Below are 13,000 nucleotides of genomic sequence, written 5' to 3' on the forward strand. Positions count from 1 at the left end.
TTCTTCCCTATCAGTGAGACATCAGTTATCAAATCGGTTGTTGCCGCAGTTCCTGCCCATGCCGGTGGCGTAGCGCTCACGCGGCCCGGCTTTGGCCAAGTGAGCCTAGTTTGAGGTGAGAGATCTTCTGACTGCCTTGATATTGCTCCATAACGAGCTCGTCAGGGGTGTCGAGAAGGGTTTTCCAGGTTCCGTCAGCGCTAGGTTGGCCGTGCAGAACCACGGGCATGGCTCGGGTTTTCAGCCTTATCACGGGTGGTTTGTGTTCATAGATCACCGCGTCCAAACCCAGTACGGCGTGTGCAATCGCTTGTGCCTGATGTTTAATTGGTTCAATAAAGCGGCACGGTGCTCCGTCAATGCTAATGCAATCACCCAGTGCGTAAATGTCCGGGTCGCTGGTGCGCAGTGTGTGCGGGTCGACCGTAAGGCCCCGCTCAAACTGCAGGCCGGCGTGACGGGCCAGCCGGTTGTCGGTGGCCAGGCCTGTTGCCGCCACAACGTGATCGACCTCAAGGGGCTGGCCAACCTGGCGGGTGATTGAGCGCTTGCCATTGTCGAGTGCGGCCACGCCGGTCACATCCACGCCGCCAACATAGGTGATGCCGAGTTGGTTAAAGCTACTGACCAGGCGAGATGAGGCCTTGCCGGGCAGGAGCCCGGCCAGCGGTGCGTTATTGCGGTCGAGCAGGGTGACTGTGTGCCCGGCGCGCGCAAAGTCTTCGGCCAGCTCGCAGCCGATCATGCCGGCGCCGACAATAGCGACGGACTGTTTACCCTGCGCGAGCGCCTGTTGCAGACCAGACCACCCGGCCAGATCATTGACCCGCCAACACAGGTGCGCGGGCAGTTGCGCCGGCAGTATCGGTTGTGCGCCCTGGGCCAGAACCAGCTGGGTGTAGTTGAGCGATCCGCGGGTTGTGCGTAACTGTTTTAACGCCGGGCTCAGGCCAACCGCGAAGGTTTGTGACATCAGCTGGACGCCAAGCCGCTGAGCGGCCTGGTAGCCGGACTCCCGTACCAGCGTTTTTTTATCCGCGCCACGGCTGATGGCCACCGACAGCTCGGGCTTGTGGTAGGTATCGCCGGTGCACGCGGTGACCAGAGTGATGGGAACCGCGGAGTCCAGTGCGCGCAGCGCTTCTACGGTGGACCAGCCCGCAATGCCGGCGCCAATCACCACCACGCCAGGTTTACGGTTGAACTGCATCGGCTGATCGCAAACCGTGATTTCCTGCCGTTCCAAGAGTTCAAAATCGGTCTTGGTAACACCGCACAGAGGGCACTCCCAGTCGTCCGGAATGTCTTCAAAGCGGGTGCCCGGTGCCAGACCACTGTCCGGATCGCCTTGCTCCTCGTCATAAATCAGCCCACAGGCGAGGCAAATGTACTGTCGCCAGGGCGTGGCTTGATCGACGCTTTGCTTGCTCATGCCGGCACCTCTGCACGCATTTGTTTGGCCATCTCCCAGCGCAGGTGTTTGAGGGCCGGTGTGACGATGGCGACGAAATGGGCCTCGCGTATCCGGCGTTGCGGTGCCGAGGTCATCAGGTAACCCCGCGCTCCTTGGTGCAGAAGCGCTGACTGCGATGCCTTGAGCGCCATCTCGGAGCCCCGGGCGCGCAGATCCAGTACGTCCAGCAGGAAGTCTTTGCTGCCATCAAACGGGGTTTCGGCGAGTTTGGCGGCCTGAGCTTTGATATCGTCAAACTCCGCCTGTAACTCGTCCGGGCGGTCATGCAGATACTGGTTTACATGGCCAAGGGAGGACTCCACCTCGCGAGCGGAATCAATCGAGCCTTGAATCACACCACTCGCCATGCCCACCTGCAGCAGGATGAACGCCGTGCGCACGCGCTGGATAAACGGCCGCACCGGATCGGCAATCATCTGATCCTCATGGACGAAATAGTCGACCAGAGGAACGGCCCAGGTGCTGGTGCCTTCCATGCCGGAAAACTCCGGGCATTTTCTGAGCGTTACCCGCTCATCCAGATCCAGCAGAAACATGATCTCGTGGGAGCGACTGCCATCCTCCCGGTCGACCGCGGCGATAACGCCACAGTACTGGCCCGGGGCAATGTGGCTGACCCAGGGCAAGGTACCGTTAACCCGATAACCACCCGGTACTTTTTTGGCCTTCAGCGCCATCTTCTCGATACCGGTGAACGCTTTCATCGGGTTGGACAGCGCGGTTCCGCCGAAGGTCTTGCCGGCGGCGTGGTCTGGCAGCCGGGCCAACAAAGCCGGATTGCCGGATTGCTCCATGTAGAGCCCGCAAACATCATGACACCAGGTCATGAAACCGGTGGAGCCGCAGTGCCGGCTGATCTCATGCATGGATTCGATGGCCAGGCCATAGCGAGAGCCGTACTGGTCGAGATGGCCGGCAAACGCGCCGGCCTGACCAAGTTTTGCCATGATATCGATCGGATAATAGCCCTCGTGATCGATACGGTAGGCGGCGGGAGCGAGTTGCTCCCGGGCGATCTGGCTGACATCCGCCAGCACCTGGACATCGTCTGCCCAGGGAAGAGCAACTGAGGGTGATACAGCGGCGCTGTTCATGGCTTACCTCTGGGGTTCGGGGTGGGCTTATTCCATCAGGCTGATGCTGAACGGGATCGGATTGCGCAGGGTGTTGGCCACCGGCGAGAAGTAGTTGGCGTGGCGGACGATGTCATCCAGCTCTTCACGAGTGGCGTCGCCCTCAACCAACACCTTTACGCGGATTTCCTGAAAGCCCATGTCTTCGGGTTTCTTTTCCGCGCCGCCGGCACCCCAGGCGGCCGGATTGCCAATGTCACCTTCCAGGAAGATTTCCAGTTTGCTGAGTTTTACCTGCTTCCAGGTGGCCACCGCGGTAATGCCGACGGCCAGGCAGCCGCCCAGGCCGGACAGGACAATTTCGCCCGGGGCCGGGGCGGTATCCTCACCGAACAGATGCAGGGGCTCGTCCACCACCACTTGGTGCTGGTTGATGTGGCTGACGGTGCGGTACTGGCCGTCGGTAACGGTGTGAACTTTGTTGGTGCCTCGGGTGGCCGGGTTGTTGCGACCTTTTTCGGCAAAGGCGAGCAGGCCGTCACGATCAATCGGGCGAAGGTAAGCGGTGACGGTTTCTGGTTGGCTGGCAGTGGCTGTGGTCATGTTGTGCTCCGGTTGGGTTTGTCAGATTTGCCCGCGGTGTCCTGAGACGTTCGGGCGTGTAACTGTACTGGAGCAGCTTGTGTGCCACCTTCTGAAATTCAGATTTAATCTGTTTTAAAACAATGTGATAGGGTTTTTTTGGCGGGCCTTTGGTTGCTCGGCTCCGGCCTTTGTCAGGTATCAAAATCCGACAATGTCAGACATTGTCGGGGTCTGGCTCCGGCCCATTGTTCATGTTCAGCTTCTCCAGTCGGTACCGGAATTGTCGGGGGGTCATGCCCAGCAGGGCCGCTGCCCGGGTTTTATTGCCGCCGGTCTGCTGCAGGGCGTTGGTCAATTCACCGGCCTCGTCTGCCCGTACCCAGCTGTAAGGGCGCCCGGGCCCGGGATTGGTTGTGTTCTGGGCCCGGGCGCTGCCCGGTGCCATCGCGTTGTTGAACGCCGTCGGCCCGTCTGGGTCTGCCGAGTTCTGCTGGCCGGCTTCAAGGTGCCGGCTGATGGTGGATTCCTGTCGCAGTATCGCTTCAATGTCCATGATGCTGATGGTGCCGTCTTCGGCCATCAGCACAGCCCGTTTGATGACGTTTTCCAACTGGCGGATATTGCCGGGCCAGCTGTAGCTTTCCAGGCGCTCCATAACGCCACTCCCCAGCAGGGTGTAGCGGCCATACTCCCGATTGGCACTTAACAGGAAGTGCCGGGCCAGAATGCGCACATCGCCCTCCCGACTCCGTAACGGGGGCAGGTGAATGGGGAAGACATTGAGCCGATAGAACAGGTCGAGGCGGAACTCACCCCGGTTGACGGCATCCTGAAGGTTTTTGTGGGTAGCGGTTACGATTCGGACGTCGACCGGTATGTCTTTGTTACCTCCGACTCTCTGGATCACCTGGCCCTCCAGAACCCGCAGCAACTTGGACTGTAACTCCAGGTTCAGATCACCAATTTCGTCCAGAAACAGGGTGCCGCCACTGGCCAGTTCGATTTTGCCGGCTTTGGTGGCAGAAGCCCCGGTAAATGCGCCCCGCTCGTGGCCAAACAGCTCGGACTCAAGCAATTGATCGGGTATGGCCGCGCAGTTGATGGCAAGGAAGGGCTGCTCCTTGCGGGCGCTATTCAGGTGCAAGATCTGGGAAAAACGCTCCTTTCCGGTGCCGGATTCGCCGGTGAGCAATACCGTCACCTGGGTTTTGGCCACCCGGGTTACCTGAAGCAGTGCATCCTGCACGGCCCGGCTGTCGCCGAGTATTCCGTGATTGGTTTGCTGGTTTTGCAGGGCGTCTTTGAGCTCCTGGTTTTCAGCCTGGAGGTGGTTGGTGCGCTCTTCAATGAGGGAGTTGATCTTGATGATCTGGGCAATAAAGGTTGCCAGAATCCTGAGGATAACCAGATCGGCACTGAACGATCTGGGGCGCATGCGCAGCCGGTTGACCGCCAGCACACCCACGGGGGTATTGCCCTCCAGGATGGGAATGGCGATGTAGGCGACCACTCCGTCTGGCAGGGTCTGCCGGTCGACCGCCCGGAACAGGTAGCCGGGTTCCTCATCGATGTTCTGAACCACCGCCAGTTGCCCCTGGCGCATCACCCGGCCGGTGATGCCCTCCTCAAAGCTGTACACCCCGCGCTGCCGCTCTTCGGGGGTCAGCCCGTAGCTGTACTGAATGTGCAGAGCGCTGTCGTCCGGGGTCGACAGCAGTACCCGGCCCCGGTTGAGGCCCAGCATTTGCGACATCAGGCGCAGTATGCCGGTGATCGCAGACTCAGGTGAGCCGGAGTGGCCGATCAGTTTGGCGGCCTCCTGCACAACCGTGAGGTCGGTCTCGGCTTTGATGACATCACTTTCAAGTGGTGACGAGGTATTTTCCATGAGCAGCTTGCCATTCCAGGACATTGTCAGAGATTGATACAGCAATCTCTGTGCCTGATTGTCTGCTGGACGGACATTGTCGCTGTCATAACGCAACAAGGCCGCCCCTTGGGGCTGCCTTGTTGCGGGTGATTCAGGTGTTACTCAACATGCCAGTTAAAGCGTTTGATCAGCAGGCTACAGATGGAGTCCAGCCCGTAGCCGATCAGGCCGATGACCACCACAATGGCGGCCAGAGTGTCGTAGGAGAGGGTATCCCGGGCGTCGTTGATGGCATAACCCAGGCCGCTGGTAACGCCCAGATACTCGGCCGGTACCAGCACCACCCAGGCCACCCCGACGGCCAGTCGGATGCCGGCCAGTACATCACTCATGATGGCGGGCATGATGATACGTCGCAGCATGTGCAGTTCGGAGGCGCCCAGGTTGCGGGCGACTTTAAACCAGTTGGGATCGATCCGGCGCACCCCGTGCGCGGTCGAGAAGATGATCGGCCAGACCGCAGCCATTACGATCAGGAAGATAATGGCCGAATCCCAGGTAGGGAACGCCAGAACCGCAATCGGCATCCAGGCCAGGGGGCTGATCATCCGCAGGAACTGAAACGGCACATTGGCAATCTTCATGGCACTGCCCACGTAGCCGATCAGCACGCCGACCGGCACCCCGATCACAATGCCCCAGAACAAGCCGTAGAGAATCCGGTACAGACTGGACAGGATGGTGGGCCAGATGGCGCCACTGGCCACCAGACCATACAACGCCTGGAAGGTGGGTGCCGGGGCAAAGTTGGCGAAAGCCCACATGTCCGGGTCGTTGGCCACCAGGTAGCCGCCGAACCACCAGGCTGCCAGCAGACTGGTGATGCCGAGGGCCGGGTAGCGCAGGCCTCCGAGCATGCCCAGCACCGGACTGAGCCAGTTGAAGCCGGATGACGGGGCGCTCAGGGCGGCGGAGGTTTTGGTGCTCATAGTTTGACCACCTCTTCCCGATCAAATGGGTTGGCTGCATCAAAGCCCGGTGCGTTTTTCCAGCCGGGGTGCTTGTCCATGGCGGCTTTGACAAAGCGGTAGTCCACCAGATCATCCACCACAAAGTCCGGGTCCAGATCCTGCAGGAAGGTGGTATCGCCACCGACCAGGGTCTGCTTCAGCTCGTTAATAATGAGCCGGGTGGCGGAGGGAAACGGCCATGGCTGGAAGTCGATGCGTCCGCTGCCCCAGTCGGCGTTCTGAATTGCTTTGGGATCGGCGTAGCTTTCCTGGTCGTAGAGTGTCATCGCCTGTTCAACCACATTGGCCGCCATGGGCAGATACCCCTGGCCATCACGCGACAACAGGTGAGCGACTTCTTTCTTGTTCTGCTGGGAATAGATCTGGGCTTTAACAATGGCGTTCATCACCTTCTGGGTCCACACCGGGTTGGCGTTGACCTGGTTCTCGTTCATACAGACCACGCAGCACGGGTGATTGCGCCAGATATCACCGGTAAAACGCAGCATCTTGCCACCGGCCAGCATTTCGCCCACCGCATTGAAGGGTTCGGCGACGATAAAGGCGTCGATCTTCCGGGCCGCCAACGCCGGGGGCATATCCGGCGGTGGCATGATCTGCAGGTTCACCTCGTTGGCGGCCAGGGTCTCGCTTTGCGACTTGATCACCGGCGTGAGCCCGGCATGGCGCAAGCCCATTTGCAGCACGATGTTGTGCATGGAATACCAGTAGGGCACCGCCACCTGCTTGCCGCCAAGATCCGCAAAGCTCTTGGCATCGGTATGGCGACCAACCACCAGGCCTGAGCCGTTCAGGTGCGCCCACGACATGATTTTTACCGGGAAGTTGTTGTTGTATCGCATCCAGATCGGAATCGGCTTGAGGAAATGCACCAGATTGAACCGGCCTGCGGCAAACCCCTCAACAAGCGGTGACCAGCCCCGTATCAGGGTGGGTGGCTCGGTTTTCAGGCCTTCTTCTTCAAAAAAGCCTTTGGCATGGGCTACCAGCAGAACAGTGGCATCGGTAATGGGCAGGTAACCGATGCGCACAACCTCATCCGCCGGGGGTTGGATGCTGCCCCAGGCGGCGGTGCTGGCAGACATCCCGAACGCAGCGGCCAGGCCGCCGAGGGCCAGGCTGTCGAGCATGAAATCCCGCCGGCTCATTTCGTGTTCCTGGAGGTATTCCTGATCGGATTGCTGGGTGGTGGGCGTGTTGCGTGTCGGCTTTTTCATCGTGTTTTCCTCATTAAGATTGGGCGTTCTCAGGCGGCGCTTTCGGCTTTCGAGTCGGCGGGCTGGCTGGACTGGGCACACCGTCCGGACAAGCCGGTGTCGGTGCCTTTGAATTGCTGCATCAGCTCGTCGCGCAAGGTCTGAAACCCGACATCCATGTGTCGGCGCGGCCAGGGCAGCTTGACCGGAAGTTCACTGACGATCCGCCCCGGGTTCTGAGACATCACCAGAACCCGATCGGCCATGGTGATGGCTTCATCAATATCGTGGGTGACGATCACCATGGTGATGCCGCGTTCGCGGCAAATCGCGGGCACCTCTTCCTGAAGCGCAGAGCGGGTAAACGCGTCCAGGGCAGAGAACGGCTCATCCAAAAGCAGCACCTCGGGGTTGGTGGCCAAAGACCTCGCCAGTGCAACCCGTTGTTGCTGACCGCCAGACAAGCTCTGAACGTTGTCCTTTTTCTTGTCGTGCAGGCCCACCATGTCGAGCAGTGCATCAACCTGTTTTGTCGCTTCGCGCTTGGAGTGGCCTGCGAATAACAGGCCGAGGGAGGCGTTTTCCTGAACGGTCATCCACGGGTACAACGAGGCTTTCTGGAACATCATGTTCCACTTGGCACTGGGTGCAGAGATCTGATGACCGTTGACCCGAATACAGCCCTCCGACGGAATCAGCAGCCCGGCCAGCATGTGCAGCAAGGTGGACTTGCCACAGCCGCTGCGGCCGATCAGGGCCGTCATCTCACCGGGTTCAATGCGGGCATCGATCTCTTTTAGTGTCGGTGCGGCGGAAGGCGTAAATCTGTGGCTGACGTAGTCGATCGAAAGTGATGCGCCCATGTCTTGGCTCCGGTCCAAAGGAATAGTGGTCTGGACCTAAGCAGTATGCGTGCCACCAAAATTAAGTGTTTAAAATCAGTAAGATGATATGTTTAGCCTGAAGGGCGACAGTTTATTGGGAGTTGCCATTGTCGGACATTGGCAAGGTGGACTCGCCATTGTTCAGCTCTCTGATTTTTGCGTACTATGAGCTATTACAGTCCGCAACCACGGGTGAGACTTCAGCATGGCATCGACATCCCCCTTCCAATGGCAGGATCCCCTGTTACTTGACCAGCAGCTCACCCAGGACGAGCGCATGGTGCGCGACAGCGCCTCCAGATTCTGCGAGGCCGAGCTCCGGCCAAGGGTACTGGAAGCGTTTCGCCATGAGCACACCGACCCGGCCATCTTCCGGGCCATGGGTAAGGCTGGTTTGCTCGGAGCGACCCTGCCGGAGGAGTACGGCGGTGGCGGCCTGAACCAGGTCAGCTATGGCCTGATTGCCCGGGAAGTGGAGCGGGTGGATTCCGGTTACCGTTCCATGATGAGCGTGCAGAGTTCCCTGGTGATGCTGCCCATTTATCAGTTTGGCACTGAGCAAACCCGCCAGGCCTACCTGCCCAAGCTGGCCTCGGGTGAATGGATTGGTTGTTTTGGCCTGACCGAGCCGGACCACGGCTCGGACCCCGGCAACATGGCCACCCGGGCCAGAACGGTGGACGGTGGCTACCGCCTGACCGGCAGCAAGACCTGGATCACCAACAGCCCGATCGCCAACGTGTTTGTGGTGTGGGCCAAAGACGACGCCGGCAAGATTCGGGGTTTTGTGCTGGAGAAGGGCTGGGACGGCCTGAGCGCGCCGGTTATCCATGGCAAGGTCGGCTTGCGAGCGTCGGTGACCGGTGAGATCGTGATGGATGAGGTGTTTGTGCCGGAGGCCAACGCCTTTCCTGATATACGCGGCCTGAAAGGCCCGTTCACCTGCCTGGACTCTGCCCGTTACGGCATCAGCTGGGGCGCGCTGGGGGCCGCCGAGGATTGCTGGCACACGGCGCGCCAGTACGTGCTGGACCGAAAACAGTTTGACCGGCCGCTGGCGGCCAACCAGCTGATCCAGAAGAAGCTGGCAGACATGCAGACCGAGATCACCCTGGCTTTACAGGGCGCCCTGCGCCTGGGCCGAATGAAGGACGACGGCAGCGCAGCGGTGGAAATTACCTCCATGATGAAACGCAATTCCTGCGGCAAGGCTCTGGATGTGGCTCGTACCGCCCGCGACATGCTCGGTGGCAACGGCATCAGCGACGAATTCGGCATTGCCCGGCACCTGGTGAATCTGGAAGTGGTGAACACCTACGAAGGCACTCACGATATCCACGCCCTGATTCTGGGGCGCGCGCAAACCGGCATTCAGGCCTTTTTCTGATTGGGCCTGAGCCGACATTTTTTTCTGTTTGGTCCCACAGTTTTTCTGGTATCTGTTAATCTTTAACACTACCAATAAAAAAAGCGGTATACATGCGCAGTTGCCAGCCTTCTTACTCTGAAATGCCCCGACACGCCCTGGCGTGCACCGGATTGTTTGTTTTTTTGATGTGCCTGCTTTATGCCGCCCCGGCTTACCCAGTTGTGCAAGAACCCGACAGTGCCAGCCCGGTGCGGGTCGCTTATGTTGAGTTTCCGCCCATGAGTTATCGTGATGCCATGGGAGAGCCGCAAGGCGAGTTTGTGGAGATTACCCGCAAAGTCGCAGCAGAAGCAGGTTACGAAGTGGATTTTCTGTACCTGCCGATCACGCGCACCTATTTGTATTTACACAATGGTACCGTTGATCTGTGGCTGGGGTTAACCGGCACACCGGCGCTGGCGGATGCCGTACTGGAAAGCTGGATCAGCCCAATGTCTGTTGAGTTGAGCGCCTGGTATCGTGATGGCACCGCACCCTTGCGCCATATGGATCAGTTGCAGGGCAAAACGGTGATTTTGATCGGGGGCTATACTTACGGTGGGCTCCTTTACTGGCTGATGGAACAGCCTGACATTCGCATTACCGAGGCCCCCAATCACCGCTCTGCCATTGATATGCTGAAACGAAAGCGGGGCGACTATCTGCTCGATTATTCTCAGCCGGTGCGTGAGATCCTGACCCAGGCCTCCGATGCCATCGTTCGCGAATCCGAAGTCCGAACTCGCAATACCGCCTGGCTGTTCTCGCTTGCCAGTCCCCGTGCCAGTATTCTGCGTGAGGCGTTTGATGACGCCTATGTTCGACTCTCTGAACGCGGTGAGGTGCCGCCCGTTCGGCAGCTTAGAGACACCTTTGTGTTGCCTGGGTTTCCGCAGGAACATCGCTGAGCTCAGGGTGTGATCAACTCCACATCCCGATACCAAGCCTGCGCCCGCTCTCCGGTATTATCTGCGTCCGACATAATGGCAACGCCGACAATCCGGGGCGGCTCCTCCCCAAACGCCTTGCGGTAGTCCGCCACAATATCCCGTTCTACCGTCACCCACTGGCCAACTTGCTCTGAGCCGGAATTGACGGCCACCATCATGGTTTGATCGGTAAAGGCGTTGGCAATAAAGGTCTGCTCCGGCAATTGGTTTGCCCAGATGTAGTTCAAAGCATTGCCGGGGAGGGTTTCGCCAAACATCACCTCAACCGTTTTGCGTTTGGCGCGCTCAAAAAAGCCGGCTTTCTCAGGCTGAAACTCAAATGCCACGTAGATGCGAGCCGGGTAGTCATCACCGGCTTTCTTGCGTGCGTCGCCCTTCTCAAACACATTCGATACCTTCCACTGCCAGCGCAGCGTCATGGCATCTCCAGGCTCCAGTGCCACCCGGGCAATCAGGCCGGAGGCGCTGCCATCGGCGGTGGCCTTGACCACCTGAACACCGTCATCAGTGACCAGCTCATAGCGGGTGTGCCGGTCGATTCGAGGGAACTCCAGCGGCTCCCAGCCGTCGGCCAGCGAATCCATTGTAGAGAAGGGTTTCAGTGTCGGCTCTTCGGCCAACGCCGATGAGCTGGCCAGGTAGAACAGGGTCAGCGCAAAAATAAGTTTTGTGTGTATTGAGCGTTTCACGATGTGCTCCCGTTACTGAATGGTGTATCTATCAGTTGACATTACATTGGATCGAAAGTGCCTTGTCACCGATTTTAACTCCGTATATAGTGATGAAATCCTTGGTTGACTACCATATGTTGGGATCATTCTATGATCATTGATCTACATAGGGTAGTCGGGAATCCGGTGAGAATCCGGAACTGACGCGCAGCGGTATTGGGGAACAAGCGTGGCATCAAGACACTGGGTAACACCGGGAAGTCGCCACGCAAGGCCGAATCCTACGATTCACGCCCCTGAGTCCGAAGACCTGCCCGGGATAGACACTGCACCTTCGCGTTTCAAGGTGAGCAGGTAAGGATTATTGGCCCCGGACGACAATCACCAAAAGATGGCATCCCCATTTTTGTGCGTGAACGTTGGTGTCGCCCGTGGCCAGGCCGTCTTTTCTCCTGTGAACGCAAAGGTTGCACTCACAACGCGTACACAAGGAGAAGTCCCATGTCTGCCACCGCCCTGGCCGAGCCCACAGTCGTATCCGACACTCAATCCCTTCAAGTCATTAAACGCAACGGTACTCTGGTTGGATTCAATCCCGCCAAGATCAGCGTGGCTGTGACCAAAGCATTCCTGGCCGTGGAAGGCGACAAGGCTGCCGGCTCCGCCCGCATCAACGACGCCGTGCACCGGGTCACCGAGCAGGTGGTGCAGGCCATCAGCCGTCGCCTGCAAGCCGGCGGCAAAGTACACATCGAAGACATCCAGGACCAGGTGGAACTGGCGTTGATGCGGGCCGAAGAGCAGAAAGTAGCCCGGGCCTACGTACTCTACCGGGAAGAGCACGCCCGCCAGCGTGCCGTTGACGAACCCATGGAAGCGCACCCGCACCTGACTGTGAAAAAAGCCGACGGTAGCGTGGCACCGCTGGACCTGGGCCTGATGAAACTGCAAGTGGAGCAGGCGGCCACCGGCCTGGACGGGATTGAGGGTGAATCCCTGGTGGAGGAGGCCCTGCGCAACCTGTACGACGGCATTGCCGAAACCGAAGTGGTCTCTGCCCTGATCATGACCGCCCGCGGCCGCATCGAGCAGGAGCCGGACTACAGCGCCGTCACCGCCCGCCTGTTGCTGGAACAGCTGCGCCTGGAAACCGCCGAAGCGCTGGACCTGCCCCGCAATCAGCCGCTGGCAGAGGTGTATCCACAGGCACTGAAAGCCTTTATTGCCGCTGGCATTCGCTACGAGCTGCTGGACGAAGCCATGGCGGCGTTTGATCTGGAACGCCTGGGTGCGGCCATCAAATCGGAGCAGGACCTGCAGTTCGGCTTCCTGGGCCTGCAAACCCTGTACGACCGGTACTTCCTGCACTGGAACGGCGCCCGACTGGAACTGCCCCAAGTGTTCTTCATGCGTGTGGCCATGGGCCTGGCCCTGCGCGAAGACGACCCCAACGCCCGCGCCATCGAGTTCTACCACCTGCTGTCCAGCTTTGATTACATGGCCAGCACACCCACCCTGTTCAACAGCGGTACCCGCCATTCCCAGTTGTCGTCCTGTTACCTGACCACCGTAGGCGATGATCTGGAAGGCATCTACGGCGCCATCAAAGACAATGCCTTGTTGAGCAAATGGGCTGGCGGCCTGGGCAACGACTGGACCCCGGTGCGGGCGCTCGGCTCCCACATCAAAGGCACCAATGGCCAAAGCCAGGGCGTGGTGCCGTTTTTGAAAGTGGTCAACGACACCGCCGTGGCGGTGAACCAGGGCGGCAAGCGTAAGGGCGCGGTGTGCGCGTACCTGGAGAGCTGGCACCTGGACATCGAAGAATTCCTGGAGCTGCGCAAGAACACCGGCGACG

At 59.3% G+C, this 13,000-nt stretch carries 11 protein-coding genes and 1 riboswitch; of the genes, 3 read left to right on the plus strand and 8 right to left on the minus strand.

The window, feature by feature from the left end; all coding sequences use genetic code 11:
• Positions 1 to 76 precede the first annotated feature (76 nt).
• The 7 genes from IBX51_RS08615 to IBX51_RS08645 form a co-directional block, all read right to left on the minus strand.
• The gene (locus IBX51_RS08615; RefSeq protein WP_291830740.1) at positions 77 to 1,432 is read right to left on the minus strand and encodes an FAD-dependent oxidoreductase; all 1,356 of its coding nucleotides are present in this window, start codon (positions 1,430 to 1,432) and stop codon (positions 77 to 79) included.
• Positions 1,429 to 2,568 carry an acyl-CoA dehydrogenase family protein gene (locus tag IBX51_RS08620; protein ID WP_291830741.1) on the minus strand — a complete coding sequence of 380 codons (1,140 nt, stop codon included), beginning with the start codon at positions 2,566 to 2,568 and terminating at the stop codon, positions 1,429 to 1,431. Before IBX51_RS08620 ends, IBX51_RS08615 begins: the two co-directional genes overlap by 4 nt.
• A gap of 27 nt (positions 2,569 to 2,595) precedes the next feature.
• Positions 2,596 to 3,150: an OsmC family protein gene (locus tag IBX51_RS08625; RefSeq protein ID WP_291830742.1), complete on the minus strand. Its 555-nt coding sequence runs from the start codon at positions 3,148 to 3,150 to the stop codon at positions 2,596 to 2,598.
• A 196-nt stretch (positions 3,151 to 3,346) separates the two neighbouring features.
• Positions 3,347 to 5,020 carry a sigma 54-interacting transcriptional regulator gene (locus IBX51_RS08630; RefSeq protein WP_291830743.1) on the minus strand — a complete coding sequence of 558 codons (1,674 nt, stop codon included), beginning with the start codon at positions 5,018 to 5,020 and terminating at the stop codon, positions 3,347 to 3,349.
• Between the two features lie 140 nt (positions 5,021 to 5,160).
• Entirely contained in the window at positions 5,161 to 5,991 is an 831-nt protein-coding gene (locus IBX51_RS08635; protein ID WP_291830744.1) for an ABC transporter permease, read from the minus strand.
• Complete coding sequence (locus IBX51_RS08640) at positions 5,988 to 7,250, minus strand: ABC transporter substrate-binding protein (RefSeq protein WP_291830745.1); 1,263 nt, start codon at positions 7,248 to 7,250, stop codon at positions 5,988 to 5,990. The genes IBX51_RS08635 and IBX51_RS08640 overlap by 4 nt, the downstream gene beginning before the upstream one ends.
• Positions 7,251 to 7,279: 29 nt before the next feature.
• Positions 7,280 to 8,092: an ABC transporter ATP-binding protein gene (locus IBX51_RS08645; protein WP_291830746.1), complete on the minus strand. Its 813-nt coding sequence runs from the start codon at positions 8,090 to 8,092 to the stop codon at positions 7,280 to 7,282.
• 226 nt (positions 8,093 to 8,318) lie between these two features.
• Between IBX51_RS08645 and IBX51_RS08650 the strand changes: the two genes are divergently transcribed.
• Both IBX51_RS08650 and IBX51_RS08655 read left to right on the plus strand, forming a co-directional pair.
• Complete coding sequence (locus IBX51_RS08650; RefSeq protein WP_291830747.1) at positions 8,319 to 9,500, plus strand: acyl-CoA dehydrogenase; 1,182 nt, start codon at positions 8,319 to 8,321, stop codon at positions 9,498 to 9,500.
• A gap of 203 nt (positions 9,501 to 9,703) precedes the next feature.
• Positions 9,704 to 10,429, plus strand: coding sequence for an ABC transporter substrate-binding protein (locus tag IBX51_RS08655; RefSeq protein ID WP_291830748.1), 726 nt, complete (start codon positions 9,704 to 9,706; stop codon positions 10,427 to 10,429).
• A 2-nt stretch (positions 10,430 to 10,431) separates the two neighbouring features.
• On the opposite strand, the gene IBX51_RS08660 is transcribed toward IBX51_RS08655, so the two are convergent.
• Positions 10,432 to 11,055, minus strand: a complete 624-nt coding sequence (locus tag IBX51_RS08660) for a DUF3047 domain-containing protein (protein WP_291830750.1) — start codon at positions 11,053 to 11,055, stop codon at positions 10,432 to 10,434.
• 209 nt (positions 11,056 to 11,264) lie between these two features.
• Positions 11,265 to 11,475, plus strand: a riboswitch (cobalamin riboswitch).
• A 168-nt stretch (positions 11,476 to 11,643) separates the two neighbouring features.
• Here IBX51_RS08660 and IBX51_RS08665 point away from each other — a divergent pair.
• Positions 11,644 to 13,000 (plus strand): ATP cone domain-containing protein (locus tag IBX51_RS08665; protein WP_291830749.1); only part of this gene is annotated, 1,357 nt, incomplete at its 3' end.

The organism is Marinobacter sp., from assembly GCF_014859525.1.
Lineage (GTDB): Bacteria > Pseudomonadota > Gammaproteobacteria > Pseudomonadales > Oleiphilaceae > Marinobacter.

What these genes read in the sequence shown, in the direction of transcription:
- IBX51_RS08615 (WP_291830740.1), bottom strand. Translation starts at nt 1,432, where the DNA reads ATGAGCAAGCAAAGCGTCGATCAAGCCACGCCCTGGCGACAGTACATT.
- IBX51_RS08620 (WP_291830741.1), bottom strand. Translation starts at nt 2,568, where the DNA reads ATGAACAGCGCCGCTGTATCACCCTCAGTTGCTCTTCCCTGGGCAGAC.
- IBX51_RS08625 (WP_291830742.1), bottom strand. Translation starts at nt 3,150, where the DNA reads ATGACCACAGCCACTGCCAGCCAACCAGAAACCGTCACCGCTTACCTT.
- IBX51_RS08630 (WP_291830743.1), bottom strand. Translation starts at nt 5,020, where the DNA reads ATGGAAAATACCTCGTCACCACTTGAAAGTGATGTCATCAAAGCCGAG.
- IBX51_RS08635 (WP_291830744.1), bottom strand. Translation starts at nt 5,991, where the DNA reads ATGAGCACCAAAACCTCCGCCGCCCTGAGCGCCCCGTCATCCGGCTTC.
- IBX51_RS08640 (WP_291830745.1), bottom strand. Translation starts at nt 7,250, where the DNA reads ATGAAAAAGCCGACACGCAACACGCCCACCACCCAGCAATCCGATCAG.
- IBX51_RS08645 (WP_291830746.1), bottom strand. Translation starts at nt 8,092, where the DNA reads ATGGGCGCATCACTTTCGATCGACTACGTCAGCCACAGATTTACGCCT.
- IBX51_RS08650 (WP_291830747.1), top strand. Translation starts at nt 8,319, where the DNA reads ATGGCATCGACATCCCCCTTCCAATGGCAGGATCCCCTGTTACTTGAC.
- IBX51_RS08660 (WP_291830750.1), bottom strand. Translation starts at nt 11,055, where the DNA reads ATGGATTCGCTGGCCGACGGCTGGGAGCCGCTGGAGTTCCCTCGAATC.